This window comes from Acidobacteriota bacterium (genome assembly GCA_016196035.1).
Classification (GTDB): Bacteria; Acidobacteriota; Blastocatellia; order RBC074; family RBC074; genus JACPYM01.
Genome location: JACPYM010000031.1, coordinates 62,203 through 87,635, shown reverse-complemented (window position 1 = coordinate 87,635; position 25,433 = coordinate 62,203). Strand labels below are relative to the sequence as shown.

19 protein-coding genes are annotated in these 25,433 nt (G+C 58.6%); 5 read left to right on the top strand and 14 right to left on the bottom strand.

Annotation, left to right across the window (positions count from 1 at the left end; translation table 11 throughout):
• Positions 1–315: 315 nt before the first annotated feature.
• From HY011_10905 to HY011_10890, 4 genes are all read right to left on the bottom strand, one after another.
• Positions 316–2,391, bottom strand: coding sequence for a serine/threonine protein kinase (locus HY011_10905; protein MBI3423435.1), 2,076 nt, complete (start codon positions 2,389–2,391; stop codon positions 316–318).
• A gap of 27 nt (positions 2,392–2,418) precedes the next feature.
• Positions 2,419–2,973, bottom strand: coding sequence for a sigma-70 family RNA polymerase sigma factor (locus HY011_10900; protein ID MBI3423434.1), 555 nt, complete (start codon positions 2,971–2,973; stop codon positions 2,419–2,421).
• 109 nt (positions 2,974–3,082) lie between these two features.
• Positions 3,083–4,585, bottom strand: coding sequence for an ABC transporter ATP-binding protein (locus tag HY011_10895; protein MBI3423433.1), 1,503 nt, complete (start codon positions 4,583–4,585; stop codon positions 3,083–3,085).
• 132 nt (positions 4,586–4,717) lie between these two features.
• Positions 4,718–5,734, bottom strand: coding sequence for a BMP family ABC transporter substrate-binding protein (locus tag HY011_10890; GenBank protein MBI3423432.1), 1,017 nt, complete (start codon positions 5,732–5,734; stop codon positions 4,718–4,720).
• A gap of 184 nt (positions 5,735–5,918) precedes the next feature.
• Between HY011_10890 and HY011_10885 the strand changes: the two genes are divergently transcribed.
• Complete coding sequence (locus HY011_10885) at positions 5,919–6,677, top strand: glucose 1-dehydrogenase (GenBank protein MBI3423431.1); 759 nt, start codon at positions 5,919–5,921, stop codon at positions 6,675–6,677.
• A gap of 100 nt (positions 6,678–6,777) precedes the next feature.
• Here the strand turns inward: HY011_10885 and HY011_10880 are convergent, their stop codons facing one another.
• The 7 genes from HY011_10880 to HY011_10850 all read right to left on the bottom strand — a co-directional run bounded on the left by HY011_10880 (position 6,778) and on the right by HY011_10850 (position 17,702).
• Positions 6,778–11,568 (bottom strand): DUF3320 domain-containing protein, encoded by a 4,791-nt coding sequence (locus HY011_10880; protein MBI3423430.1) that lies wholly within the window; start codon positions 11,566–11,568, stop codon positions 6,778–6,780.
• A 106-nt stretch (positions 11,569–11,674) separates the two neighbouring features.
• Positions 11,675–12,973: a thymidine phosphorylase gene (locus HY011_10875; GenBank protein MBI3423429.1), complete on the bottom strand. Its 1,299-nt coding sequence runs from the start codon at positions 12,971–12,973 to the stop codon at positions 11,675–11,677.
• Positions 12,974–13,049: 76 nt separating this feature from the next.
• Positions 13,050–13,757 carry an HAD family hydrolase gene (locus HY011_10870; GenBank protein ID MBI3423428.1) on the bottom strand — a complete coding sequence of 236 codons (708 nt, stop codon included), beginning with the start codon at positions 13,755–13,757 and terminating at the stop codon, positions 13,050–13,052.
• 106 nt (positions 13,758–13,863) lie between these two features.
• Complete coding sequence (locus HY011_10865) at positions 13,864–15,036, bottom strand: acyl-CoA dehydrogenase family protein (protein MBI3423427.1); 1,173 nt, start codon at positions 15,034–15,036, stop codon at positions 13,864–13,866.
• Between the two features lie 263 nt (positions 15,037–15,299).
• Positions 15,300–15,788 (bottom strand): 2-C-methyl-D-erythritol 2,4-cyclodiphosphate synthase, encoded by a 489-nt coding sequence (locus HY011_10860; GenBank protein ID MBI3423426.1) that lies wholly within the window; start codon positions 15,786–15,788, stop codon positions 15,300–15,302.
• Entirely contained in the window at positions 15,719–16,471 is a 753-nt protein-coding gene (gene ispD, locus HY011_10855) for a 2-C-methyl-D-erythritol 4-phosphate cytidylyltransferase (protein ID MBI3423425.1), read from the bottom strand. Before ispD ends, HY011_10860 begins: the two co-directional genes overlap by 70 nt.
• A 97-nt stretch (positions 16,472–16,568) precedes the next feature.
• Entirely contained in the window at positions 16,569–17,702 is a 1,134-nt protein-coding gene (locus HY011_10850) for a TRAM domain-containing protein (GenBank protein ID MBI3423424.1), read from the bottom strand.
• Positions 17,703–17,995: 293 nt separating this feature from the next.
• On the opposite strand from HY011_10850, the gene HY011_10845 reads away from it, so the two are divergent.
• From HY011_10845 to HY011_10835, 3 genes are all read left to right on the top strand, one after another.
• Positions 17,996–18,376: a VOC family protein gene (locus HY011_10845; protein ID MBI3423423.1), complete on the top strand. Its 381-nt coding sequence runs from the start codon at positions 17,996–17,998 to the stop codon at positions 18,374–18,376.
• A 194-nt stretch (positions 18,377–18,570) separates the two neighbouring features.
• Positions 18,571–18,873: a DUF962 domain-containing protein gene (locus HY011_10840; GenBank protein ID MBI3423422.1), complete on the top strand. Its 303-nt coding sequence runs from the start codon at positions 18,571–18,573 to the stop codon at positions 18,871–18,873.
• 83 nt (positions 18,874–18,956) lie between these two features.
• Positions 18,957–19,826, top strand: coding sequence for a patatin-like phospholipase family protein (locus tag HY011_10835; GenBank protein ID MBI3423421.1), 870 nt, complete (start codon positions 18,957–18,959; stop codon positions 19,824–19,826).
• A 125-nt stretch (positions 19,827–19,951) separates the two neighbouring features.
• On the opposite strand, the gene HY011_10830 is transcribed toward HY011_10835, so the two are convergent.
• The 3 genes from HY011_10830 to HY011_10820 are packed head-to-tail and all read right to left on the bottom strand — an operon-like array spanning position 19,952 to position 22,228.
• Positions 19,952–20,776 (bottom strand): hypothetical protein, encoded by an 825-nt coding sequence (locus HY011_10830; GenBank protein MBI3423420.1) that lies wholly within the window; start codon positions 20,774–20,776, stop codon positions 19,952–19,954.
• Between the two features lie 27 nt (positions 20,777–20,803).
• Positions 20,804–21,586, bottom strand: a complete 783-nt coding sequence (locus tag HY011_10825; protein ID MBI3423419.1) for a zf-HC2 domain-containing protein — start codon at positions 21,584–21,586, stop codon at positions 20,804–20,806.
• 18 nt (positions 21,587–21,604) lie between these two features.
• Entirely contained in the window at positions 21,605–22,228 is a 624-nt protein-coding gene (locus tag HY011_10820) for an RNA polymerase sigma factor (protein MBI3423418.1), read from the bottom strand.
• Positions 22,229–22,673: 445 nt separating this feature from the next.
• On the opposite strand from HY011_10820, the gene HY011_10815 reads away from it, so the two are divergent.
• Positions 22,674–25,355, top strand: coding sequence for a hypothetical protein (locus HY011_10815; GenBank protein MBI3423417.1), 2,682 nt, complete (start codon positions 22,674–22,676; stop codon positions 25,353–25,355).
• Positions 25,356–25,433 lie beyond the last annotated feature (78 nt).

The following is a 25,433-nucleotide window of genomic DNA, read 5'->3' as shown; positions in this document are numbered from 1 at the left end:
TAACACAAACGGAATTTCACGGCCAATCCCCTCACCGCGATGAAAATTTTTCGACCTGTACAAGTACAACTAATGAAAACCCGTGCTCGTTTGGCTGGCGGAGCCTTTGGAGTGCGGCGGCCCGGCGCCGCTTTGGTAAGCCTCTCGGCGTTGGGCAAAACCGCTAGCCAAAGACACTGTGGCTGTCCATCGCCTTGATTGCTTGACGCGCTGAAGGGTATACAAAAGCGGCGTCCAGCCGCCGCACTCCAAAGGCTCCGCCAGCCAGTTGCCCAGGCCGAAAATTTTTCTACCTGAGTACGCACCGCTTCCGGCCTATTGATGCTTCAACAAAATGGCTTTCACCAACGTCTCGCCGCGCCCGCGCAAAGTGGTCTGCTTGCTTTGCGGATCGGTCACGCTTTCCGCCTGTTCGCGCTCGTGCTGAGATAAGAACTGGCGAATGGCTTCGGCCTGCGCCGGATCGCTGACGATCACGGTTTTCACCGCATCCAATACTGGCATGGCTGACTTGGCCCAGACCAGCCAGATTTTCTCAGTCCCTTTGTTTTGATCAAAGTTGTTATTGCCGGTGAGTCGCTCAGCGTTCGCGGGCAATTGCGCGGATTCATCCTTCCACGGAAAAAGCTTGATCAGGCGGGTTTGCCCGCGCTCCCCCGGCCCTTCATTGATGGCGTACACATAGCCGTCCTGCGGGCTGCTGAAGCCGAACCGGAATTTCCAGTCATTTTCAAACGGCTCGTCGCTCGTGGCAACGAGCGGTGGGCCAATTTCCTGCTCATTGCGAACTTTCTGAACCGTGAGCCAATAACGCAAGCTACGCTCCGGCACATTGGGAGCCTGCGTCAAAGCGGGTGCAGGCTCCCGCGCTGGCGCAACCCCCAGCCAGCGCCACGCCGCCAGACCGCCGCCCAGCGCCAACACCAACGCCAGCGGTAACCACTTATGCCAACGGCGCGCGGCGCGTATCGGTTGCGTTGAAACGTTGACGGGTTGCGCTTGCGTCGCTTTTGGCGCAGCGGGCAATGTTTCCGCTTCTTCAATCTCCGCCACCGCAGGCTGTTTGGCAAAGGTGCGCGTCGGCGCATCGGATAACTGCGCAGCCCGTTCGCGCACGGGCGCGGGTGCAGCGGCTTCATCCACCGACCGCCGCAATTCTTTTAACGCCTGCCCGAATTCCTGGGCGGATTGAAAGCGCAACACGGTGTCTTTCGCCAACGCCTTTTGCACCGCCGCCGCCAACTCCGGCGCGGCGTCCGGCAGATGTTGCGCCAGCGGTGCCGGTTCACGATCCAAGAGCGCCACCATCAAGTCGGGCAAGGTCGCGGCGGTGAAAGGCCGCGTGCCCGCTAGCAATTCATAAAGCACCACGCCCAGGCTCCACAGGTCTGTGCGTCCGTCCACGCGCTCGCCGCGCGCCTGTTCGGGCGACATATACGCGAGCGTGCCCATCACCACGCCGGGATGCGTTTCTAAAAAGCGGCGCGTGGTCGAATCATCGCCGGGCACGGCAGTCGCTTTGTTGATGCGCGCCAAGCCGAAATCGAGCACTTTCAGGTAACCGTCCGGGCGCAGCATCAGGTTTTCGGGTTTGATGTCGCGGTGAATGATGCCCGCTTGATGCGCGGCATTGAGCGCCGCCGCCGTTTGAATGGCCGCATCCAGCGCTTCGGCAATGCTCAGCGGTTTGGCTTGTTGCCGCTGACGCAGGGTTTGGCCTTCGATGAATTCGGTGGCGATGAAATGCAGCTCGCCGTCAGCGGTCTGGGCAACGCCGATTTCGTAAATCGTAATGATGTTGGGATGATTGAGCGCGCTGGCGGCTTTGGCTTCGCGCGCAAAGCGGTGCAAGCGGTCGGGGTCGCGCGTGAATTCGAGCGGCAAAATTTTGAGCGCGACCTGCCGATCCAGCGCGAAATCGCGCGCCAGATAAACTTCACCCATGCCGCCCGCGCCGATGCGCCGGATGATTTCGTAATGACCGAGTTGCTGGCCGCACAGCGGGTCTGGCTCCGCCTCAACGGCGGCCTGCGCCAGGGCGGCCAAGTCAGGCTGATCGAGCAAACCATTTACCTTTTCACGGCCTTGCAACATACGTTCGACCGCCTGTTGTAACGCGGCGCTCCCGCCACAGGCTTTTTGCAAAAAGTCAGCGCGCTGCGCGGTGGGCACCTGTAACACTTCATAAAACACGCGCGCTGCATCGGCCAATGCAGCAGGTTCGAGAAAGCCCTCTGCTTGTTCGTGCGCGGCTAGCAAACGTTCGGCCTGGCGCTGTAATTCTTCGTCGCCCGCGCTGGCTTGCCGCAAAAAGCCGGCGCGTTGATCCGCCGCCAGCGCCAAGGCGTCGTTGAAGAGTTGATTGATCTGTGCGTAGCGTTCCGGGGTCATGTGGGAATGTGGTTTGTATGTTTGCCGCTAACGCTGCAATTCGCTGAAAAGCCAAGCGCGCGCCGCGTGCCAGCCGCGCTCGACCGTCGCGTGCGAAATGCCCAACACCTGCGCCGTCTCGTCAATGGTCAAGCCGCCGAAAAAGCGCAACTCGACGATGTGAGCGTGTTGCGCATTCAGAGCCGCCAGCCGTTGCAAGGCTTCATCCAAGGCCAGCAACTCGAACTCGGTCTCCTGGCCCTGCTGTTCGGCGTGGCGCAAGGAAAGCAACTCTTGCGCGCCACCGCGCTTTTCGGCTGCGTGCTGGCGCACGTGATCAACCAGCACGTTGCGCATCACCTTGGCGGCCAGCGCAAAAAACTGCACGCGATTTTGCCAGTCGCCCGCTTGTTGCCGGCCAAGCCGCAGCCACGCCTCATGCACCAGCGCCGTCGGTTGCAACGAATGATTCACCGCCTGCCGACGCATATACGAACGCGCCAACTGCCGCAATTCGTCATACACCAGCGGCAGCAAGCGATCCAGCGCCGCCGCTTCGCCCGCGCCCCAACGTTGCAAGAGTTGTGTGATTTCTTCTGGCATGCTGTGTTTACGGTACCGCGCGCGTGAGCAAGCGGCAGTTCGAGTTGTCATCCAAGCGGCAGTTATCCGAACAACCGCTTGCTCACGCGCGCGGTACCGCACCGGATAATCACTTACGTTTCCCGCCCGTCATCAACAACCCGATCTCTTCTTGTGCGGCTGTTTGCGGATCAACTTCGCCGACGATGCGGCCCTGGTACATCACCAGCACGCGGTCAGAGAGCGAGAGCACTTCTTCCAATTCCGCCGAGACCAGCAGGATCGCCGCGCCCGCATCGCGCAGGCCAATCAACTTGCGGTGGATGAATTCGATGGCGCCGATGTCAACGCCGCGCGTCGGTTGCGAGACCAACAGCAGTTTGGGTTGCAAATCGAATTCACGCCCGATGATGAGTTTCTGCTGGTTGCCGCCCGACAGCGCGCGCGCGGGCAAGGCCGCATTGGGCGGACGCACATCAAAATCGCGGATCAGCCGTTCTGCCTTCGCCACGATGGCGTCGTCATCCAACAGACCAAACGCATTCGCCGCCGGAGCGCGGTAATGCGTGCCCAGGATCGTGTTGTCGGCCAGATCGAATTCGAGCAGCAAGCCGCGCGCGTGGCGGTCTTCGGGAATGTGCGCGATGCCCAGTTCTTTGATAGCGCGGGCCGATAACCGGTTGAGTTCCTGCCCGCCCAGCGTCAGGCTGCCGTTGGCGGCGTGTTGCAACCCAGATAGCACTTCGATCAATTCGGTCTGGCCGTTGCCTTCGACGCCCGCGATGCCGACGATTTCACCGGCGCGGACATCAAACGAAATGTCATTCAGGGCGCTGCCGAGTTTCAAGTGCTTGACGCTCAGCACGACGGCCTTGGGTTGCGCGGGTTCCTTTTCCACGCGCAAGAGCACATCGCGTCCAACCATCAACCGCGCCAACTCGGCGGCATCGGTCTCGCTGGTCTTGCGTCCACCCACGACCTGGCCGTCGCGCATCACGGTGACGTTGTCGCTGAGCGCAAGCACTTCGTTCAGCTTGTGCGTGATGATGATGATCGTTTTGCCCTGCTCTCTCATTGAGCGCAGGATTTTGAAAAACTCTTCGACCTCTGGCGGCGTCAGCACGGCGGTCGGTTCGTCCAAAATCAAAATGCGCGCGCCGCGATAGAGCGCCTTCAGCACTTCGATACGCTGTTGCTGACCGACCGAGAGGTCTTCGACTTTGGCGTGCAGGTCGAGGTTGAAGCCAAAATCGCGCGCTAGCTGGCTGATCTCCGCCTCAGCCTTTTTGAAATCAATGCGCATGGCATTGCCCGGTTCCGCGCCCAGCACGATGTTTTCGAGCACGGTCATCGGCGGCACCAGCATGAAATGCTGATGCACCATTCCCACGCCCAACGCGATGGCGTCGTGCGGCGTGCGAATCGCGCGCGGCTGGCCGTCAAGCACGATCTCGCCCTCGTCGGCGGTATAAAAGCCGTACAGGATTTTCATGATCGTGGATTTGCCCGCGCCGTTTTCGCCCACGATGGCGTGGATGGTGTTGGCCGGGATGGCGAGCTTGATATTTTTGTTGGCCAGCACCGCGCCGAAGCGTTTGGTGATGCCGCGCATTTCGATGATGTTGGTAGTCATGGATTTTTTGCTTGCCCACGAAGCCACACGAAGCAGCACGAAGTAGGATTTAGGGCAAGTACGTTGCAGTTTTGGCGCTGCTTCGTGCTGCTTCGTGTGGCTTCGTGGGCGAAATCCCGCATTCACTCGAGCTTACTTCGCCGCCATCACATCCGTCACCTTGATCTTGCCCGCGATAATGTCTTTGCGCGCTTGTTCGACGCGCTCGATCACGCTCGGCGGAATCAGCGCCTTGTTGTATTCATCCAGCGCATAGCCGACGCCGTCGTTTTCCAACCCGTAAATATGCACGCCCGGTTTGAATTTGCCCGCGACTTCTTCCTGCACGACGCTGTAGACGGCGTTTTCGATGCGTTTGATCATGCTGGTCAGCACATAACCCGGCTTGACCCAGTTCTGATTCGCGTCCACACCGATGACGTATTTCTTGTAACTCTCTGCCGCGTCGAACACGCCCAGACCCGAATTGCCCGCCGCCGCAAAGATCACGTCCGCACCCTGTTCGTATTGCGAATTCGCCAACTCGCGCCCCTTGCCCGGATTGTTCCAGGCGGCGTCGGTGATGCCCACGTAATTCTGCACAACCTTGATTTGCGGATTGACGTAGAGCGCGCCCTCTTCGTAGCCCTTGGCAAACTTGCGGATGAGCGGAATGTCCATGCCGCCGACAAAGCCAATCGTCCCGGTTTTATTGGTCGCCGCCGCGATCATCCCAACCAGGAATGAACCTTCGTGCTCTTTGAACAACAGGCTGGCGACGTTGGGCGCTTCGACCACCGAATCAATGATGACGAAATGCAGTTGCGGATAATCTTTCGCCACCGCCTCCAAAATTGGCCCCTGCGTGAAGCCTACGCCCGTAATCAGATTGTAGCCGTATTGCGCAAAAGCCCGAATCGCCGGTTCAATCGAAGTCGGATCGCCCGGCTCTACATCACGCAAGACAATCGGCAAATCTTTTTTGGCGCGCAGCATTCCCTGATAGGCCGCCGCGTTGAACGAGCGGTCGTCTTTGCCGCCGATGTCATAGACGATACCGACTTTGGCTTTCTTGCTGTCGGCTTCGGCGACAACTTCGCGCGTAGCACAGCCTGCATTCAGATAGGCGAGGACGACCAACAAACAAAACAGTTGCTTGGAAACGGACATACGGAAATCTCCTTTTGATTGGCGGGGATTATCGCTGAGAGCGTCAGAGGCGGCAACTGCGCACAGGCTTTTGCCGGGATTGGCAGACTGGTTTATCGTCAAATCGAGATAAAGGCGCGCAGCGCCAGTACAGTACCGGCGCTGCGCGGTTTTGCCTGTTATTTTTGTAAATCAGGAGTTTTGTATGCGTTTTGCTCATCAAATCGCCATCGTCACTGGCGGCGGCGGTGAAATCGGACGCGCTACGGCGTTGCGGCTTGCCCGCGAAGGCGCGGCTATTGCTGTGGTGGATTGCAATCTTGCCCAAGCCGAAAAGGTCGCTGCCGAAATCGCCAAAGCAGACAACCAGGCTTTTGCGCATCAAGCCGACGTTTCTCAACGCGCGGACGTCGAAGCGATGCTCGCTGCCGTACTCGCACGTTATGGCCGCGTCAATGTGCTCTGCAACATCGCGGGCATCGCGCCTTCTGCGCCTTTTCTCGAAACGACCGATGATGACTGGCACGCCACACTGGACGTAAATCTCACCGGGGTCTTTTTGTGTTCGCAAGTCGTTGCACGCCAGATGGTCAACCAGGGGCTGGGCGGTGCGATTGTGAACATGGCTTCGACAAATGGACTGGTCGGCGAGATTGGGCTAACGCCGTATAACTCTTCCAAGTTTGGCGTCGTGGGAATGACGATGACGCTGGCGCTTGAACTGGCTCCGTACAACATCCGCGTCAACGCCGCCGCGCCAGGAATGATCGCAACCAAGCTTTCACGCGCCGTGTTGGACGCCGATCCAGTGCTGGGCCAGGCATATCTGCGCGACAAAATCCCGATGGCTCGCTTCGGTACGCCGGATGAAGTCGCCGCCGTCGTGGCGTTTCTGGCTTCAGAAGATGCGAGCTTTGTGACAGGGCATGCGCTGGTGGTAGATGGCGGGCAATTGACGTTTTAAGTGGGCAAAATCATTACTCTCACACAACTGGCAAGCCTATTACGCTGGTAAAATCAAAGCATCGAAGGAAGTCATTCGCCTTAATCGAAACTACGATTGATTACTCTACAGCTTGCAAGCCAGCAGCACTCGGCTTCAGCTTTTCTTGTGCCACCAAGCGCTGGATAGCGTTCGTAAGCCGCTCTTTCAGCTTTAGCCCAGCCCGGTCAAAACCAAGCAGCCGTGCGCTTTCGGTAATGAGCGTATTGACCAACTGTGGCCCACGCTGGCGCAACGTCATCAAAATCGCTTGCTCGAATTCCGCCGGACAGATGGTTTCTGGCGCAAAGTCATAGTCAGTCAATGCGCGTGAGCGCACGATTGGCTCCTCTTGGTCTTTGCGCCACAGAAAGCTGTCGTCTAGCCAGATTTCCTGCCGGCATTCGAGCAACCGCACGACCTCGAGAATGCGTTCTCGAATGCGATTTCCGGCGCGGCTGATTTGCCAGTGTGCGGCAACGCGGCGCACCGCTTCATCAAGGTGGAGCGGTGCTTCGCACTTCACAATGTGCGCTACTACTTCGGCAATTGTCGTATCAGTCGCAAGCTGGAAGTCTTCCAGTGTGCCGAGCAATTGAATGGGTGTCAGTTGATAGAGTGGCACAGACAATTCTTCAGCCGATTGTGCGATTTCGACTGGTGGCTGGGGTATTGGTGCGGTTTCTTGCTTTGCCTCAACGCATTCCACCGACGTGTTTTCAATTTCGGACTGCTCACGCAAGCGTGCTTGTTGTTCTTCATCCGCTGCTTGCCGCGCTGCCCGCCGCGAGCTTGCGATCAATCGGAGCAGCCGTTCAACTTGCGCTGGACGGTCGTAATACCAATCGGTAGACCAGACTCGATGAATACGCCAACCAAGGCGTTCGAGCACTTCTTGCCGTAAGCGGTCGCGGTCACGCGCCGTGGCAGCACTGTGATAGGCCGCGCCGTCACATTCGATACCCGCAATAAATCTGCCGGGCACCTCGTCATCCAGCACGCCAAAATCTATGCGATAGCCTGCTTGTCCAACCTGAGGCACGAGCCGCAGTCCATGCCGTGTCAGCGTTTGATAAACCGCTTGCTCGAAGGGCGAATCCATTTCAGCGGCGGGGTTGACAGTCAGGTTCTCCAAGACGCCACGCTCGGCAAAGAGCAAGTATTCGCGTAATAGTTTCGCGCCGTCACTTTGAGCACGCGTCAGATCAATCTGTTCGCCGCGCAAAGAGGAAAAGATACGCAGTTGCTGTTTGGCGCGCGTCATAATCACGTTCAAGCGCCGTCCGCCGTTCGCGCCGTTGAGCGGGCCGAAATTGTGGCGGATGCGCCCGGCGGCATCTGGGCCGTAAGTGACGCTGATAAAGATCACATCGCGTTCGTCGCCCTGGATGTTCTCCAGATTCTTGACGAAAAACTGCCCCTCGCCTTTGCGCGTGAAGAAGAATTCGAGTGCGGGATCGGCGCGCCGCCGCTGCTCCAATTCATCCTGAATCAAAATCTGCTGCCGCAAATTGAAGGTGCCAACGCCTAGCGAGAGTTGCGGCGTGGTGCGCGCATGTGCGCAAACGGCATCCGCCACCGCGCGGGCTTCGATCGGGTTGAGGCCTTTGCCTTCATAAACACCGCCGACCCAATCGAACTGCAAACCGCCATGCGTCACGCCTGTTTCCGGCGCGGGAAAGGTCAGCAACTCGCCGTCATAAAAAGTGCGGTTGGAAAAGGCAATCAGCGATTCGTGCCGACTGCGGTAATGCCATTTCAACCGCAGTCGTGGAAAGCCGATGCTGGCGAATTCGTCTAGCACGCTTTCCACGCTGTCAGTAATCGGCAACTCAGCATCTTCGCCCTCCCAGTCATCGGCTGCCGTAATCTGCGCCGAAAAGAAACTGGTGGGCGGCAATTGTTTGCTGTCGCCCACCACGACGGCCTGTTTACCACGCACGAGCGCACCCACGGCGTCTTCCGGCACAATCTGGCTAGCTTCATCGAAGACGACCAAATCGAATTCGTGTAGCTTGGGCGCGAGAAACTGGGCAACCGAAAGCGGACTCATCATCAGACAAGGCTTAATCGCCAACAACGCTTGGGGCGCACGCGCAAAAAGCTGCCGCAGCGGCAAATTGCGATTGCGTTTCCGAATTTCGCGTTGAATCGTGACCAATTCGTTATGGCGCTCCGGTTTGGTCAACTCGCGATCACGCGCACGCGCGAGTTGATGCAAAGTGCGTTGCCGCGCCAGCGTCAGCGCGTTGAGGTCAAGCTCCTGAAACTCGCGGATGCGTTGTTCGTGCGTGAGCGCGCGAAAGTGCGCCAGCGCCGTCTGCTCCTGGCAAACCAAGTCGAGCCAACGCCGGAAGAACAAGCGGCGAAAGGCAGGTTCGAGTTGTTCCCATGACAACCGTTCCTGAAAAAATTTCTGCAACAACGGCCCAGCTAGGCCATACCAGCATTGCGCCAGGCTGCGCTGATAATCCACCCAGGCCCGCAACTTCGCAGGATGCGCGCCCAGTTCGGATAACCGTGCCGCCAACCGCGCCAATTGCGCGGCGGCGGCGGCGGTCAACTCGCTCTCCGAACGCAACGCCGCAAGCTGCCGAATCTGCTCAATCGTCTGGCGTGTTATGTCCAACGCGCGCCGGAGTTCGGCGACGCGCTCCTGCACGCGCGCCTGTTCGTGGCGGCGCTGCGACGCTAGCGTGATGCCTTTACTTTGCAAAGCTTCTTCGATGATGTAGCGCCGCACGCTGACCACCCATTCGGCCAAACGCTGGAGTTGCACCCAATCGCTTTCCACGCCGCGCCAATGCTCGCCGAACAATTCGCGGCCCAGCGGCTCACGTTCGCGCAGAAAGAGTAGGTCTTCACGACAAGCTAGCGCCTCGCTCAATGCCGCCAGCAGCTTTTCATTCGTGGTGGGTTGATAACCCGGTTGAAAATTACCGCGCAAGGTTTTGCGATCCGCCCAAAAAGCCGGTTTGAAGAAGCGCAACACACTGCCGCAATGTGCGCGGTAACGCACCAGCAAACCGGCGAAATCCAGCTCCAGCAACTCCGCCCGAAACTGTTGCGTGAGCGCGGCGTAGCGCTGGCTGTAACGTGCTCCGCGCATCAATAATTCGCGGGCTTCTGCCGAAGTGGTGTTCCAACGCTCATTGCGCAACACCGCTTCGCTGACGCCAGGCGAATGCGCCAGGGCCAGCGCCAATTCACAGAGCACTTCAATCTGCCCCAATGTGCGTGGACATGCGGCGCCAAGCTCATCGGCAAACTGCTGACTGAGACCGCCCAGATAATTCAGCCAGGCCGTGGCCTGCCTCAGGACTTCACGCAGTTCGTCCTCCTGCGCTCCGTTGAGGTTTTGCAACGTACTGTCGCGCCAGGGATGCGTGTCGGGTGCTCCAGTTGCATTGATCCGCGCCACAAGCTCTGTCAGTTCGCGACAGGTGCGCTCAAGCGCAGCGCGGTCACAATCCGCCAGCCCTTTGATCTCCGCATTGACGATTGGCGCGCTGAGGTGACGGTCGAACTCGCCGAAGGCCTCGTAGGGAGTAGCGGCGAGTTTGCCGAAAGGCGTGTGCAACGCGGCAGCGTAGTCATTCAACTCTGCACGCAACACACCCAACCGCTTCAATTGCTCATCATGCGTATGGTTGGGGCTGCGCGGACTGTCGAGTGCCCGCCCAAGTTCATCCAGCACCGCGCGTTTGTTGGCCTTGTTGCTATGCAGTTGCAGGCAATAATCTTGTAACCCGGCGGCGGCCAACCGGTTATAAACAACTTCCAGCGCCGCCATCTTCTCGCTGACAAACAAGATACGTTGGCCAGCGGCTAGTGCCTCAGTAACTAGGTTGGTGATCGTTTGTGATTTGCCGGTGCCAGGCGGCCCTTCAATCACCAAATCTTTGCCAGCTTGCACTGCCAACAAAGCGCGTTGCTGGCTGGAATCGGCATCCAGCACTTGCAAGGTCGTTTCAGGGGGCAACGCTTCGTCAAGCTTGGCGTCCAGGAGATGTTCTGGCAAAGGCTGCGCCCGAACGCTTTTGCCGAGACAAAGAGCTTGAATGACAGGGTGATTGGCATAGGCTGCATCGTTGTTTTCCAGGTCCTTGTACATCACGAACTTCTGAAAGGTGAACAGGCCAAGATTGATCTCATTCGTGATACGCCAACCAGGCTGCGCCGCCAAGCTCTCTTGCAGTTGTGCAAAGTAGGATTGCGGCTCGAAGTCTTCAAAAGTCTCGGGCAATGACGGTAACGCCAAGCGAAAATCATGCCGCAGTTTTTCCACCAGGGCTGGATTGAGCAGCGGGTCATCTTGCGTAGTTTTCAATGTGAAAAGGCTGCGCGCATTCTGTCGCACCAATTCAACCGGCAAAAGCAGCAGGGGCGCTTTCAACGTCACCTCAGACGCGACGCTTTCCTGCCATTCCAACATCCCCAGCGTTAAATAAAGTGCGTTAACGCCTTGTTCTTCTAACAAACTCACCGCGTTTTGATAAAGCCGCAACAGGTTGGTAGCAAGTTGTTCGGCAAACAGCTTGGTTTGCAACCGCTTATCGGTATGACGCCCGGCCAACAACGCGCGATCCGCCTGCGTGAACGTTTCGGCTGACTCCTCGGATTCTTCCAATTCGAGCAAGTCAGCGGCGGGATCGAAGGCGGTAGCGTTGCGCCCGGCTGGCGCTGAATTGGGCTGAAATGTCATCGTTTGATTTTGCAGCCAAAGCGTGCGGAAAACTTCTGTCGGCAGTTCGTCAATGATGCGAATCGTCGTCACGCGCGTCGGCTTGAAATTGAGCAACCGGTTGCGTTTGGTCAGGTCAATGAGTTTGCGTTTCCAGGCCTCCAAACGAAAGCGAATGGGATCAGTCACGGCTGTCGGCTCCTCTGTGGAATTTGAGGTTGATGTACTTTTGGGGCTTTGACAATCTTTGCTATATGGCGGGCACGATACTATGGCAGTCGGGGTCAGACAAGCTTCAGATCGTTACGCGAATCAAGGTCGGAACCGTCGGCGCTTCTTCAGCAATCCGATACGCCGCCTGCAAGCGCGCCTGCATCTCAACGCGCTTCGCTTCGTCGTTGTAAGACGCTGTCAGCAACTCATCGCCAGCCTGCACCTGCTGGCCCAGCTTCGCCTGAATCTCCAAGCCGACGCCGTAATCAATGGGGTCTTCCAACCGCAAGCGCCCGCCGCCCCATTCCTGCACGATGCGGCCCAATTCGTCGGTTTGAATATGCGCGACGTAACCGCTGCGGTCGGCGCGAATCGTGAGTTGCTGTGCGGCCTGTGGCAACAAGCGCACATCGTCGCACGCGCGCGGATCGCCACCCTGCGCGGCAATGCATTGCTTGAATTTTTCGAGCGCGCGGCCAGAGGTGATTGCCTCACGAACTTGTTGCCGCGCAGATTCAAGTTCTGCTACGCCACCCACGACCAGCATTTGCGCGGCCAATTCCAAACTCAGTTCGGCAAATTCGCCTTGCAGATTGCCTTGCAAACATTCGATGGCTTCGCGCGTCTCGACGGCGTTGCCGACCCAGCGGCCTAGCGGTTGATTCATGTCTGTCAGCAGCGCAGTCACACGCTTGCCCATCCGGCGACCCACAGCGCAAAGCATCTCAGCCAATTGCAGCGCGTCGGCATCGCTTTGCATAAATGCGCCGTTGCCAGACTTCACATCCAACACCAAGCCATCAATCCCTTCGGCCAGTTTTTTGGACATGATCGAAGCGACGATGAAGGGCCGAAACGGCACGGTCGCCGTCAGATCGCGCAGCGCATAAAGCTTGCGGTCGGCGGGCGCGATCTCTTTGGTTTGGCCGATCAGCGCGAGGCCGCACTGGGCCAGCGTCGCGCGGAATTCTGCCAGCGAAAGATTGGTGCGGAAGCCGGGGATGGCTTCGAGCTTGTCCAGCGTGCCGCCCGAATGGCCCAGCGAACGGCCCGAAATCATCGGCACCGCGACGCCGCAACAGGCCGCCACGGGCGCGAGCACGAGCGAAGTCTTGTCGCCGACGCCGCCGGTCGAATGCTTGTCCACTTTAGGCGCGGCGATGTGGTCGTGCGTGAGCACTTCGCCGGAATGCAGCATCTCGACGACTAGAGCCTGTGTTTCGGCTTCACTCAACCCATTCAGGAACCCGGCCATCAGCCAGGCCGCCATCTGGTAATCGGGGATCTCGTCGCGTGTGTAGCCGCGAATCAGCCAGGCAATTTCGGAGGGCGTCAGTTCGCCGCCATCGCGTTTCTTTTCGATCAGGTCTTGTGGTCGCATAGTTTTGAATCGTGTCAGTAGCCCGCGCGTCAGCAAGGGCGATCTGACGCCACTCAAGCCCTCGCTGACGCGCGGGCTACTGACACGCCTTCTTCCATTCGTTCAGCCAAGCGGGCAATGCGCCAATGTGCGCGAGTTCGTGAAAATGCTTGTCCGCCAACTCCGCTTCCGGCACCTGTTCGTGCGCCCAGGTCGTCTGATACGGGATGTAAACTGCGTGCCCACCCAGCGCCAGCACGGGCAGCACATCCGATTTGAGTGAGTTGCCGACCATCAGGAAGCGTTGCGGATCAAGCCGGTGCCGCTTCGTGATCGCAGCGTAAATGGCAGCGGTTTTGTCGGGCACGATTTCGATATGTCGGAAGTAATCGCCCAAGCCTGAACGCGCCAGCTTGGCTTCTTGATCGAACAGGTCGCCTTTGGTGATGACCATCAGTTCGTGTTGGTCAGCTAATTGCTCGATGGTTTCGCGCACGCCGTCTAGTAATTCAATTGGCGCGCACAGCATGGCTTTGGTCAGGGCGATGATCTGGGCGATTTCGCCGCCGCTGATGCGGCCTTCGGTCAATTCGATGGCGGTTTCGATCAGTGAAAGCGTAAAGCCTTTGGTGCCGTAGCCATAATGTTCGAGGTTGCGAATCTCGGTTTCGTAGAGACGCTGCGTCACCCAGGCAGGTTCGTGGTACTGCGCCAGCATCGCGCTGACTTTTTGCTGCATGTCGCGGTAATGTGGCTCGTTGTGCCAGAGCGTGTCGTCCGCGTCAAAGGCGATTACATCAAACATAGCGTGCCAAGCTTAGCCACAGAGGCACAGAGGAAAAGAGAAAGCGGCACGAATCAGTAGGCTCCCCTCTGTGCCTCTGTGCCTCTGTGGCAACGATCTTTGCGTTTTATTCAAACGCATTCAATCCGGTCAGGTACCGTCCAATCGTCAGCATATGCACTTCGTGCGTGCCTTCGTAGGTGTAGACGGTTTCGAGATTGCACAGATGCCGCATCACGCCGTATTCGCCCATGATGCCGTTGCCGCCGAGCATGCCGCGCGCGGTGCGGGCGCATTCGAGCGCCATCGCGACGTTGTTCATCTTCGCCATCGAAACGTGCACCGGCTCCAATTCGCCCGCGTCTTTCATGCGGCCCAGCCGCAAACAGAGCAACTGCGCCTTGCTGATTTCGGTGTACATCTCGGCCAGCTTCTTTTGCGTGAGTTGATAGCCGGCCAGCGGGCGGCTGAATTGAATGCGGTTCTTGCTGTAATCGAGCGCCGTTTGAAAACAGGCCATCGCCGCGCCGACGACGCCCCAGGCAATGCCGTAACGCGCCTGTGTCAAACACATCAGCGGACTTTTCAATCCACCCGTGCCCGGTAATAGGTTTTCTTCGGGAATCAACACGTCCTGGAAAAACAATTCAGACGTAACCGAAGCGCGCAAGGAAAGCTTGTGTTTGATTTCGGGCGCGCTAAAGCCAGGCGTATTGGTCGGCACGATGAAGCCGCGAATCTTGTCGTTCTCGTCTTCGACCTTGGCCCAGACGATGGCGATGTCGGCGATGCTACCGTTGGTGATCCAGGCCTTGCTGCCGTTGATCAGCCAACCATCTTTCGTGCGTTTGGCGCGCGTGCGCATGCTGCCGGGGTCTGAGCCGGAGTTGGCTTCGGTCAAACCAAAGCAGGCGATGATTTCGCCTTTCGCCATGCCGGGCAGATATTTCAGCCGCTGCTCTTCGCTGCCAAAGGCGTAGATCGGATACATGCACAACGAGCTTTGCACCGAGACGAAGCTGCGCACGCCGGAATCACCGGCTTCGAGTTCCTGCGTGACCAGACCGTAAGCCACGTTGTTGATGCCCGCGCAGCCATATTTTTCGGGCAGGTTGGAACCCAGCAGACCGAGTTGGGCGAATTCGGGGATGAGTTCTTTGGGGAACCGCCCTGCTTCGTAACAGTCGGCGATGATCGGGTTGATACGTTCGTTGACGAATTGGCGCACGCTGTCGCGCATCATTTTCTCTTCGTCAGAAAGCTGTGAGTTGAGATTGAAAAAGTCGAGTTCGGGTCGCATAGCTTTTGCCTCAAGATAATGGACGGGCCGGACGCGGGCAACGATGGGCAGGCTCAGCGATTCCCAAGTTCATGGGGGGATAAAACAGGGAGCCTGATGGCTGGCCCCTGATTCCTGACTCCTGACTCCTGAACAATGAACATCATCAGCAATTTTCGGCTGTCAGGGATCAGGAATCAGGAATCAGGAGCCAGCCATGCCAAGTTGCAATACGCGCATTCTTTCCGGTTCACCAGCCTTGAAATTGATAGACAGAAAAATTGCTAGCCACTTTGTAACAGGACAATAGCCTGTGCGGCAATCGCTTCGCCCTGCCCAATGGCGTCGAGTGTTTCATTGGTTTTGGCTTTGAGGTTGAGTTGTGATTCAGCAAGGCCGAGCGTTTCGCACAAACGCGCGCGCATCGCGGGCAGGTGTGGCACCAGCTTCGGCTGTTCGGCTTGAATCGTCGCGTCAATGTTGGCGATGTGATAACCGCGCGCTTGGGCCAGTTCATAAGCATGCCGCAAAAACCTCTGGCTGTCGGCCCCTTGCCAGCGCGGGTCTTTGTCCGAAAAGTGGGTGCCAATGTCGCCCAGGCCTGCTGCGCCTAAGATCGCATCGGTGATCGCGTGGCTCAAGCTGTCAGCGTCTGAATGGCCGAGCAAGCCTTTCTCAAACGGAATCTCGACGCCACCCAAAATCAGTTTGCGGCCTTCGACCAAACGGTGAATGTCGTTGCCGATGCCGACACGGGATTGCGGATTGCGGATTGCGGATTCATTTCGTCAAACAGTTTTTCGGCCAGCGTCAGGTCTTCCGGTGTCGTGATTTTGATGTTGTTGGGCGAGCCTTCGACGACGGCGATGGGGTGGCCGAGTTGTTCGACCAGCAAGGCGTCATCGGTGGCGGCGGCGGATGACAGCCCCGCCATGCGCGCGTGGGCATTGGCCTGTTGCAACAATTCGTAACGGAAGGCTTGCGGCGTTTGCGCGCGGTAAATGCGGCGGCGGTCGAGCGTGCGCGCGATCAGTCCGTTCTCGACTTCCTTGATCGTGTCGGTGGCGGGCAAGGCCAGCATTGCCGCGCCGGTTTCGCGCGCTTTGGCAATGACGGCGGAAATCTGCGCGGGTGTGACGAAGGGGCGCACGGCGTCGTGCACGGCGACAATTTCGGGGTTGTAAGCGGCGGCGGCTTGCAGCGCGTTGTAAATCGAATCGCTGCGCTCGGCCCCGCCTTCAACATAGAGAATCGGTTTGGCTTGGGCGGGATACTGAGATGTTGAAAGGTTTTCTGCCGCGAGCGCGATGACGATCAGGCCAATGTCTGGGCAAGCAACGAAACGCGAGATCGTATGTGCCAGGATGCTTGCACCTGCCACTTCCAAAAATTGTTTGGGGATTTGGCCGCCCAGGCGTTTGCCGGAACCGGCGGCGGGAATGATGGCGATGTTCATAAAATCAAAAGGCAAAAAGCAAAAGGCAAAAAGCAAAAATGGGTAGCCGTAGCAGTGCGACAACTTTTGCCATTTGATTTTTGCCTTTTGCCTTCGGCTACTCGACCACAGTCGGCGCTACTGCTGGCACCGGCGTATTGCGCGTGTTGCGGTCACCCCGGTCGCGCGTGTCCCGCGAAGGGTTGTCGCGCGTATCGTTGCGCTGGTTTTCATCCGCCCGCCCGAAAATCATCTTGCCCGCTGTGGTTTGCAGCACGCTGGTGACGATCATGTCTACGTTTTTGCCGATCAGGCGGCGCGCGTTGTCCACCACGACCATCGTGCCGTCGTCGAGATAGGCGACGCCCTGGTTGTACTCTTTGCCTTCTTTGAGGATGAAGACCTTCATGATTTCGCCGGGCAGCACGACGGGTTTGAGCGCGTTGGCCAGTTCATTGATGTTGAGCACCGCCACGCCGCGCAGGTGGGCGACTTTGTTCAGATTGAAATCGTTGGTGACGATGGGCGCGTTCAGCAATTTGCCGAGTTCGATCAGCTTCAGGTCAACCTCTTTGACTTGCGGGAAGTCGGTATCGTGAATCTGCACGTCGAGGCTTTGGTTTTTCTGGATGCGCGCCAGGATGTCGAGGCCACGCCGCCCGCGATTGCGTTTGGCCGAATCGGAACTGTCGGCGATTTGCTGCAATTCGCGCAAAACAAATTGCGGGATCAGGATCGTGCCGTCCAGAAAGCCTGTTTCTGAAATGTCGGCCACGCGCCCGTCAATGATGACGCTGGTGTCCAGAATCTTGAAATGCTGCTTGGCGCCTTTGTCGCTGAGGATGCCGCCAAGCGCGGCCAGGTCCAGAAAATCGCCTTTGGCCGCCCCCACCAGCAAGCCGCAATAGGCCATAAACATTGTCAGCGTCAGCGTCAAAAACGATTTGAGCGACGTGTCCCACGGTTGGGCCGTGATAAGGAAGCCCATCAGCGACGCGCCCAGAATGCCCATTGTTGAACCAATGGCCCCGCCAATCAGGGTTTTCAGGGTGGCGCGGCGGATGCGCAACTCAAAATAGATGATCCCGGCGGCAATCAAGCCGGCGACGAGGGCCGAAAAGAGCCTGGAACCAGTTTCACCCGGCAAGCCCAACGCGGCGGTGACGGATTGGGGAATCGGATGGATGAGATACCCGGCAATGATGAGTATCAGCGAAAAGACGGTACGAATCAGGATGATGTCTGCCAGCATAAGACCTCATATAACGACAAAACGAAGAGGGCAATCGGCTTGCTGCAACTGTATAGTGAAAAGGGTATGAAGAGCGCATCGCAGGCCGCTTGCTGTTTTTCATGGTGAACGATGAAGCAATGAAAAAATTGTTCGAGCAAAGCTCATGGTTCTAAAACGGCGCGGATTGTAGCACGCACGCCCCCAAGCGTCACGGGTTTGGGGGAAAACGCTACAAGGGCAAGTCGGGTTTACGGAACCAACCGCGTGTTTATAATGCCAGCCGCTGACAAACTTGCTCGCAAAGGAACCCTATGCGCTTAACCAATCTGATTCCCATGCTTGAAACCAATGACTTGGCTGAGACCATTCAGTTCTACACCGAAAAGCTCGGCTTCGTTTGCCAGAACGTCTGGCCCGACGCCCAGCAACCGTGCTGGGCAACGCTGCGCAATGGCCCGGTCGAACTCATGTTCTCGTTGCGGAATGAGCACCGCCGCGAATTCAGCGCCGCCACGACACCGTTGCTGACCGGCGCACTTTACTTTTACCCCGACGATGTTGCCGCCGTCTGGGCTGAGTTGAAAGACACGGTCACGGTCGAATATCCGCTGGAGACTTTTGATTTCGGGATGCGCGAGTTCGGGATTCGCGATTGCAACGGCTACTTGCTGCAATTCGGGCAAGAGGCATAGGTTGGCGCTGCCAGTGGAAATTACGGCGTGGCAAGTGACGCCGGAACAGTACCGCGCGCGTCAGCAAGCGGCGTATCAACCTTGCCCCTTTGGCTAAACCGCCAAAGCTCGGCTTGCTCACGTGCGCGGTACTGTTCCGCAGCGCGGTCTTCCCGTACACTGAATTCAAAACCGATCTAATGACGGAGAACACCATGCTCGCTGGCAAACCCTGGAATGCGTGGGTCGCGGAATACGCCCAAAGTCATCAACACCCGGTCAATCGGCTCTGCCACACTCTTGGCATACCGCTCATTGCAATCTCGCTGCTGCTGGCACTAACAGGAATTTTCGTGGGCAGCCTCTTCTACTTGGCGCTAAGCCTCTTTGTCATCGGCTGGGTGCTGCAATTCATCGGGCACTGGTTTGAGGGCCAACCGCCGGAATTTTTCAAAGACTGGCGCTTTCTGCTGGTCGGCTTGCGCTGGTGGCTGGCGAAGTTGCGCGGCCAAGCCTGAGGCGCCAGCCCGCGAGGGCGCACTCTCTTCCCAAGCCTGCGTCTTATGCATAGAATGCCGCGCGGGAGGCGACAAGAAACCGTATGCCCAACAGTCCACAGCGTCCACGCATCGGCCTGGCCCTCGGCGGCGGCATGGCCCGTGGTTGCGCCCACGTCGGCGTGCTGCGCGAATTCGAAAAGAACCACATTCCGATTGACCTGATCGCCGGCACCAGCGTCGGCTCGCTGATCGGCGGCGCGTATGCTTCGGGCTTGTCAGCCGATCAAATCGAACAACTTGCCCTGAACATTCGCTGGAGCCTGCTGGGCCGCGTGACCGTTTCCAAACTCGGCTTCAACAGCAGCGAACGCACCGAAGACTATGTGCGCAAAAACTTTCAGGTCAGCGAATTCGAAAAACTGCGCATGCCTTTCGGCGCGGTCGCCTGCGATCTGCAAACGGGCCGGATGGTCGTCTTTACCGAAGGCAGTTTGCCGCTGGCGATTCGGGCGAGTTGCGCGCTGCCGATCTTTTATACGCCGGTCATGGTCAACGGGCGGATGATGGTGGATGGCGGCCTCGTGGGCCACCTTCCCGCCGCCGTCGCGCGCACCATGGGCGCGGACATCGTCATCGCCGTGGATGTCAATTCGCAGCACCTGCCCATTCCCGAACCGACGCATCTGCTGACCGTGATGTCGCAAGCGCTGGCGATTATGGGTCGCAGTTCGGTCAGCTATCTTTATCAGGACGCCGATCTGGTCATTCGCCCCGAAATCCGGCACGTGCGCCCCGATGATCTGACCAAAGCAGCCGAAATGATCGCCGCCGGCGAAGCCGCCGCGCGCAAGGTGATGCCACGACTAAAACGATTGATCGAGCCTAAAAAGCAAGGCTGGTTGCAACGGATATTTAATAACAAGCCCGCGCACGATCCGCGCCGGGTAACGTTGCTGGCGGACAAACGCTGACGAATAAAACGGTACGGGGAGCGTGAGCGACCTGGGCCTTGGCAATTAGAGTGCTTGGGTTTTCTCAATCCGCCATTCGCCAAGGCTCAGGTCGCTCACGCTCCCCGTACTGTTTTTACGCTAGCTCATTTCAGCTTTTTGACAGACACCACCACGATCATCGCTTCATCCGAACCGCTGATGTTCGCGGTGCCGACCACCGCCAATTCGCCTTCGCGGATGCTGAGCGGCGTCGTCAACCCAATGTCGCGGTATTGCACCTTGCCAGGCTCGCCAATTTGAATCGGCACGCTGATGCCGAAGCGGAACTGCTCAATCTGCACCGAATCTTTGCCGTTCCCATCCTGCGTAAACTTCACGTTGGAAAGCTGATATTGATAGAAGGACGGATTGCCCGGCGCATTCGACACGCCCGGCGGCGCAGGGAAAAGCTCCCCTGTCACGCCGCTCGATTCGACGCGGCTGCCATTGCTGATGCGATTGAGCGCCGAATAAACATAGCGATAGTGCGCATACTTGAGCGTGGCCTTGAGTTGCGTCACCACCGGCTCAAGCGCTTTGGGCATTGTGGCCGTCGCCTCCACCGGTTTGGCCGAAGCCGCCAGCAAATGCAGTTGGAATTCCATATTGGCGGGCGATTGTTCCGGCACGTCAAGCTTTGCCAGCGCCTGTTCGATCACGGTGATGTTGGCCGGGCAATCGCGCACGGTGATCGTCTTGGTTTGCGCATTGTCCCGGATGTTGCTGCCGCCTGTGCCGCTGAGCAAGCCCTGCAAGACATCGCGCAGTGTGTTGGTTGGCCGGTGTTTGACTTCCAGCAGTTTGACGATCTGCTCGTTGACATTGCAACTCATCGGCGGTTGCTCTTTCTTTGGCTCGGAGTTGGCTTGCGCCAAGGCGCTGCCGGTCAATGCCAGCAACAACACCAACGAGATCATTTTTGCTTTCATAACGTTCGTCTCCTTCATTGTTTTTTGCTATCTGGTCTGCGGTTCCGTGGGGTTCATGGCTGTTGCTTTGGGCGTCAGCCAGATGATGCGAATGTTGGGATCCGCCGTTTGAATTTCCATGCGCATCATTTCAGGTTCTGGAACTGGCGCGGAGTTGGTCACACTCATGTTTTGCGCAACCGTGTTGCCCCTCGGTGCCCCCCCCTGCGGCTCTGCCGCCTGATGTGCGGGAGGTCTACGACCTCCCGGTGTTGTGACGTTTGAATTTTTGGGGCTACGCCCCGACCGGTCAGGGGCATAGCCCCGGTAAGAAAGTAAGCCTTGCCCCGGAAGGCCAGAGACCTTCTGCACGTCAGGCGGAGGAGCCGCAGGCGAAGGCGTCGCTACAGCAGGAGTCGTGGGCGAGGGCCTCACCACGGTATAGACCGATGACGTGCCTTGCGACTTGCCAACGACATTCCGATAAACCGCCCAACCAATAACCAGTAACAAGGCCGCCGCCACCGCTGCCCAAACCGGCTGCCAGCGCCATTGCGGCCATAATCCGGTCAGCCAGGCAAAGCGGCCTCCCTCCTCCTTAACTGGCGGTAACGCGCACAACACCGCTTGCCGCAAGCCGGCATAAAACGCCTCATCGAATTGCGGTGGCGGCACGGCTCGCAACCAGGCGTGGCTGGCCGCCAATTCATCTGCTTGCGCCTGACACGCAGGGCATGTGGCCACATGCACACGCACCTGTTCGGTTTGGCGCGCGTCCAGGTCGTCGCCGCTGAATAACGCTAACAATTCTTCCACTCGTGTGCAGTCCATTGGGGCCTCACTTTCCAACTAATGCTTCCCTTTCGCCTTCAACCCGCGTTCTAACAACTTGGCACGAAACGCCCTGATCTTCACGCGCGCCGTGCTGATCTGCGAACGCACGGTCGTGGGCGAAGAACCTAATATCCGCGCGACCTCTTCGGTCGGCAACTCTTCCAGATCGCGCAAGACCAACGCGCGGCGCTCTTTCTCGCTCAAGGTCGCCAGCGCGCGTTGAATGATCGCGCGTTCCTGCGTCAACAACGTAGCCGCTTCGGCATCGTCGCTGCTGAGCGGTTCGCGCACATTGCCCGCTTCCAATTCCGCCTCGAACGAAAGGCCGTGGCGGCCCCGTTTGCGTTGCAAGTCGCGGCAGACGTTGACGACGATGCGATAGAGCCAGCCGTTGAAATCCTGCGCCGCGTCGTATTGGTGCAGGTGTTTGAACAGGCGCAAAAACGCTTCCTGCGCCGCATCGCGGGCGTCTTCGGGTGTGCCGAGCAAGCGCCAGGCCAGCGCCACCACGCGCCGCTCGTGCTGCATCATCAGTTGATCGAAGGCGACGCGGTCACCTGCCTTGGCGCGCGCGATGCAACGGGCGTGCGCGTCGGTAGCGGCGTCGTTGGCCGTGCGCAAATTCAAGTTGTCAGCCATCAGCACAAATTCCGCGATCTCGCCGGGCATGGGTTGCATCTCCACCTGCTTACTTGGTTGCTTGCCTGTTCGCTTAGCTCTACGGGCCTGAGTGATTAAACGTTGAGAAGTTTTTCCGGTGGCAAAAAATAGTTAGCGGCTGGCGGTTGGCGGTTGGCAGTCCATCGGTCTTTGTCACACGCGTGATCGTTCGCCGCCAAGCCAACAGCCAAGGGCCGCGCCTGCGCCAAAAAACTTGCGCGCATTTGGCAGTTCCCGCACGCGCATTTCGTCTTACTTGATAGGAGTCGAATAACCGCCAAGGAAATTTGGAGGCGCGCCTGGCCGCTCCAATGCCCGCGTCGTTATCCGTTTGTTTAAGCTGCAAGCGGCTGCGGGCGCACTGTGCAAAAGGTCAACGTGTGCCGCTTTGACGTGCCGGATCACCACAAACAAGGAGAAACTTATGCGTCAGCAATCTTTGAGCAGCGCCATTGCGTTATTGATCGTGCTGTCTTTTTCGCTCACCTTCAGTCAGGCGCAATCGCCCACGCCGCCGCCACCGCCTGCCTGGGGGTGGCTGGATCAACAGTTGCACCGACTCGCTAAAAGCGCATCAGTGTCCAGCCAAACAGCCGCGGCTGAAGCCGCCGAAAACTATGCTGCCGCGCCGAATGCCACGTGGGTGCAATCGTCCGGGCCGGAGACAGGCAATGCTTTTGCCTTACTGCGGCGCGGACAACGTTTGTTTATGGGCACCTTCGGCGGGCTGTGGTTTTCCGACGACAATGGCGAAAACTGGGCGCGCACGACTAACAACGGTTTGCTGATCGGGCGCGGCGTCAGCGCCTTAGCTGCCAATAGCACCACGCTGTTTCTGGGCACGAATTTCGGCGGAACGGGCGGCGGTGTTTACCGTTCGAATGACAATGGGCAAACGTGGACGGCGATCAACAATGGCTTTCCCGCGCCGCGCTCGATTCAAGACTTTCTGGTCAACGGCGCCAATCTCTTTGCCGTCACTTTCAACGGCGAGTTGTTCGGCTCAACCAACAACGGCGACAGTTGGACGCGGCTGACCAACGGCTTGCCGAGTGCGATTTCAGTCACCTTGGCGGGCGGGCTGGCCTTTAGCAACAACGCGCTGCTGTTGCGCAACGCCGCCGCCGCCACGCCGGAACTTTACCGCTCCACTGACAACGGCCTGAACTGGACGAAGGTAGAGGCGCAAGCCTTGCTGGGCGGAATCCCCTTCGCGCTGGCGACCAGTAATAACAAGGTTTTCCTCGGCTCTACGGTGGGCTTGCTGTCGTCTGAGAATGGCGGCCAGACCTGGCAGATAGCCAGCGGCCTGCCGCCCGTCGGTAGCAACTTCACCTATGCGCCTTTCGCCAGCGGGGCGACGGTCTATACCGCCTTGTTCGCTTCGGCTGCGCCGGACGCTGAGTCCACACTCTATGTCTCGACCGACAACGGCGCGACCTGGACGCAGAAAATGCGGCTGCCGTTTTCGCAAATCATCTACGACCTGCTGGCCGAAGGCCCGACCGTCTTTCTAGGCACGCCGGGCGGCGTCCTTCGCCTGAACGACAACGGCGCAAGTCTCGAGTTCAAAAACAAAGGGCTGCGTTCGTCATACTCATCCAGCGACGTGGCCGTGCTCGGTAACCGCGTGTTTGTCAGCAGCCTCGGCGGCGGTCTGTGGGTGACGGCGGATAGCGGCGCGACTTGGCGGCAGTTGAAAAACGGCTTGCCTTATTTCGCCTTCGTCAGCGCCGTGAGCGCAGTCGGGAACACGCTTTACACTGCAACGAACCAGCCCTTTGGCTTGTATCGTTCGACCGATTTCGGCGAAACGTGGACGCCGGCGGGCAAAGGGTTGCCGCCCGCTGACTTCAATTCTTTCCCAACCGTGCTGGCCGCGAACGGCGGCAAGCTTTATCTCGGCTTCGACTCGAAAGGGTTGTGGCTCTCAGCGGACAACGGCGAGAACTTCGCGCCAGTAACCAGCGGCTTGCCGGGCACTGCCTACATCTGGTCGCTGGCCTTCCGCGACAATGCCGTTTTTGTTGCCACCAACGGCGCAGGCGCGTTTCGTTCGATGGATGGCGGCAATAGCTTCACGGCGATCAACACGGGGCTGACCACGCAAACTACACGCAGCTTGCAAGTGGCTGGCGACATGCTTTTTCTCACCAGCGGCAACGGCGTGTACCGCTCCGCCGACAGCGGCGGGCTGTGGACGCGCGTGCTCACCAATGCGGCTTATGACAGCATCGCGCGCAGCGGCGGCACGCTTTATGTGGCGGGCACGGGAGCTGGTTGTTATTCGTCCAAAGACAACGGCGCGACGTGGCAGGCCAATAACGACGGGCTGTTCGGCCTGGTCAGCCGGATCGCCGTCAGCGGCAACAGCGTCGTGTTGGCTTCGCAGGGCAGTGGCGTCTTCTTTCAGCCGGACGATACTTCGGCTTTCGCGACGGTTTCCGCCGCGAGCTTCAGCCCGAGCGCGATTGCCGATAAGACCATCGTCGCGGCCTTCGGCACGGCTTTGGCGACAAGTACTGCCGCAGCCACTGCGCTGCCTTTGCCGCTGACGCTGGCAGGCACATCGGTCAAAGTCAGGGACACCAACGGCACTGAGCGCCCCGCGCCGCTCTTCTTCGTTTCAGCGGGACAGATCAACTATCAAATCCCCGCTGGCACGGCCAATGGCACGACGACCGTGACTATCACCAACGGCGCGGGCGTCAGCGTGTCTGGGGTGTTGGAGGTGCGAGCCACGGCGCCCGCCATCTTCACAACCAATGCGACCGGCGCGGGCGCGGCGGCGGCGCTCGACGCGCTCAGATTCACTCTCGGCCCTTTCGACGCGAAGCAGGCCAACGGCGAGCCGAATATCATTGCGGTTTTCGGCACGGGTTTGGGAAGCGACGCAACCGATGTGAGCGGCAATGTTAACGCGAGTGTCACAACGCGACTGAACGGAGTGATTGTCCCGACACTTTACGCCGGTACTACGCCAGGACTGGCGGGCCTCAATCAATTCAATCTGCAGTTGCCCGCGAACATCACGACGGGCACGTATACGCTGACGATCACGCGCGGCGGCGTAACGAGCAACAGCGGGACGCTTGCGATTAAGTGAGCTGCCCTCTGGGAGCGTAGCGCATCCCTGCCTGCGGGTCTTGTGAAGCGGCGCTTTGAAGAGAAAAGCGCGACTTGC

What these genes read in the sequence shown, in the direction of transcription:
- HY011_10840 (MBI3423422.1), top strand. Translation starts at nt 18,571, where the DNA reads ATGCTCGCTGGCAAACCCTGGAATGCGTGGGTCGCGGAATACGCCCAA.
- HY011_10815 (MBI3423417.1), top strand. Translation starts at nt 22,674, where the DNA reads ATGCGTCAGCAATCTTTGAGCAGCGCCATTGCGTTATTGATCGTGCTG.
- HY011_10900 (MBI3423434.1), bottom strand. Translation starts at nt 2,973, where the DNA reads ATGCCAGAAGAAATCACACAACTCTTGCAACGTTGGGGCGCGGGCGAA.
- HY011_10875 (MBI3423429.1), bottom strand. Translation starts at nt 12,973, where the DNA reads ATGCGACCACAAGACCTGATCGAAAAGAAACGCGATGGCGGCGAACTG.
- HY011_10850 (MBI3423424.1), bottom strand. Translation starts at nt 17,702, where the DNA reads ATGCTGGCAGACATCATCCTGATTCGTACCGTCTTTTCGCTGATACTC.
- HY011_10835 (MBI3423421.1), top strand. Translation starts at nt 18,957, where the DNA reads ATGCCCAACAGTCCACAGCGTCCACGCATCGGCCTGGCCCTCGGCGGC.
- HY011_10885 (MBI3423431.1), top strand. Translation starts at nt 5,919, where the DNA reads ATGCGTTTTGCTCATCAAATCGCCATCGTCACTGGCGGCGGCGGTGAA.
- HY011_10825 (MBI3423419.1), bottom strand. Translation starts at nt 21,586, where the DNA reads ATGGACTGCACACGAGTGGAAGAATTGTTAGCGTTATTCAGCGGCGAC.
- HY011_10895 (MBI3423433.1), bottom strand. Translation starts at nt 4,585, where the DNA reads ATGACTACCAACATCATCGAAATGCGCGGCATCACCAAACGCTTCGGC.
- HY011_10905 (MBI3423435.1), bottom strand. Translation starts at nt 2,391, where the DNA reads ATGACCCCGGAACGCTACGCACAGATCAATCAACTCTTCAACGACGCC.
- HY011_10820 (MBI3423418.1), bottom strand. Translation starts at nt 22,228, where the DNA reads ATGGCTGACAACTTGAATTTGCGCACGGCCAACGACGCCGCTACCGAC.
- HY011_10830 (MBI3423420.1), bottom strand. Translation starts at nt 20,776, where the DNA reads ATGAAAGCAAAAATGATCTCGTTGGTGTTGTTGCTGGCATTGACCGGC.
- ispD (MBI3423425.1), bottom strand. Translation starts at nt 16,471, where the DNA reads ATGAACATCGCCATCATTCCCGCCGCCGGTTCCGGCAAACGCCTGGGC.
- HY011_10870 (MBI3423428.1), bottom strand. Translation starts at nt 13,757, where the DNA reads ATGTTTGATGTAATCGCCTTTGACGCGGACGACACGCTCTGGCACAAC.
- HY011_10865 (MBI3423427.1), bottom strand. Translation starts at nt 15,036, where the DNA reads ATGCGACCCGAACTCGACTTTTTCAATCTCAACTCACAGCTTTCTGAC.
- HY011_10890 (MBI3423432.1), bottom strand. Translation starts at nt 5,734, where the DNA reads ATGTCCGTTTCCAAGCAACTGTTTTGTTTGTTGGTCGTCCTCGCCTAT.
- HY011_10845 (MBI3423423.1), top strand. Translation starts at nt 17,996, where the DNA reads ATGCGCTTAACCAATCTGATTCCCATGCTTGAAACCAATGACTTGGCT.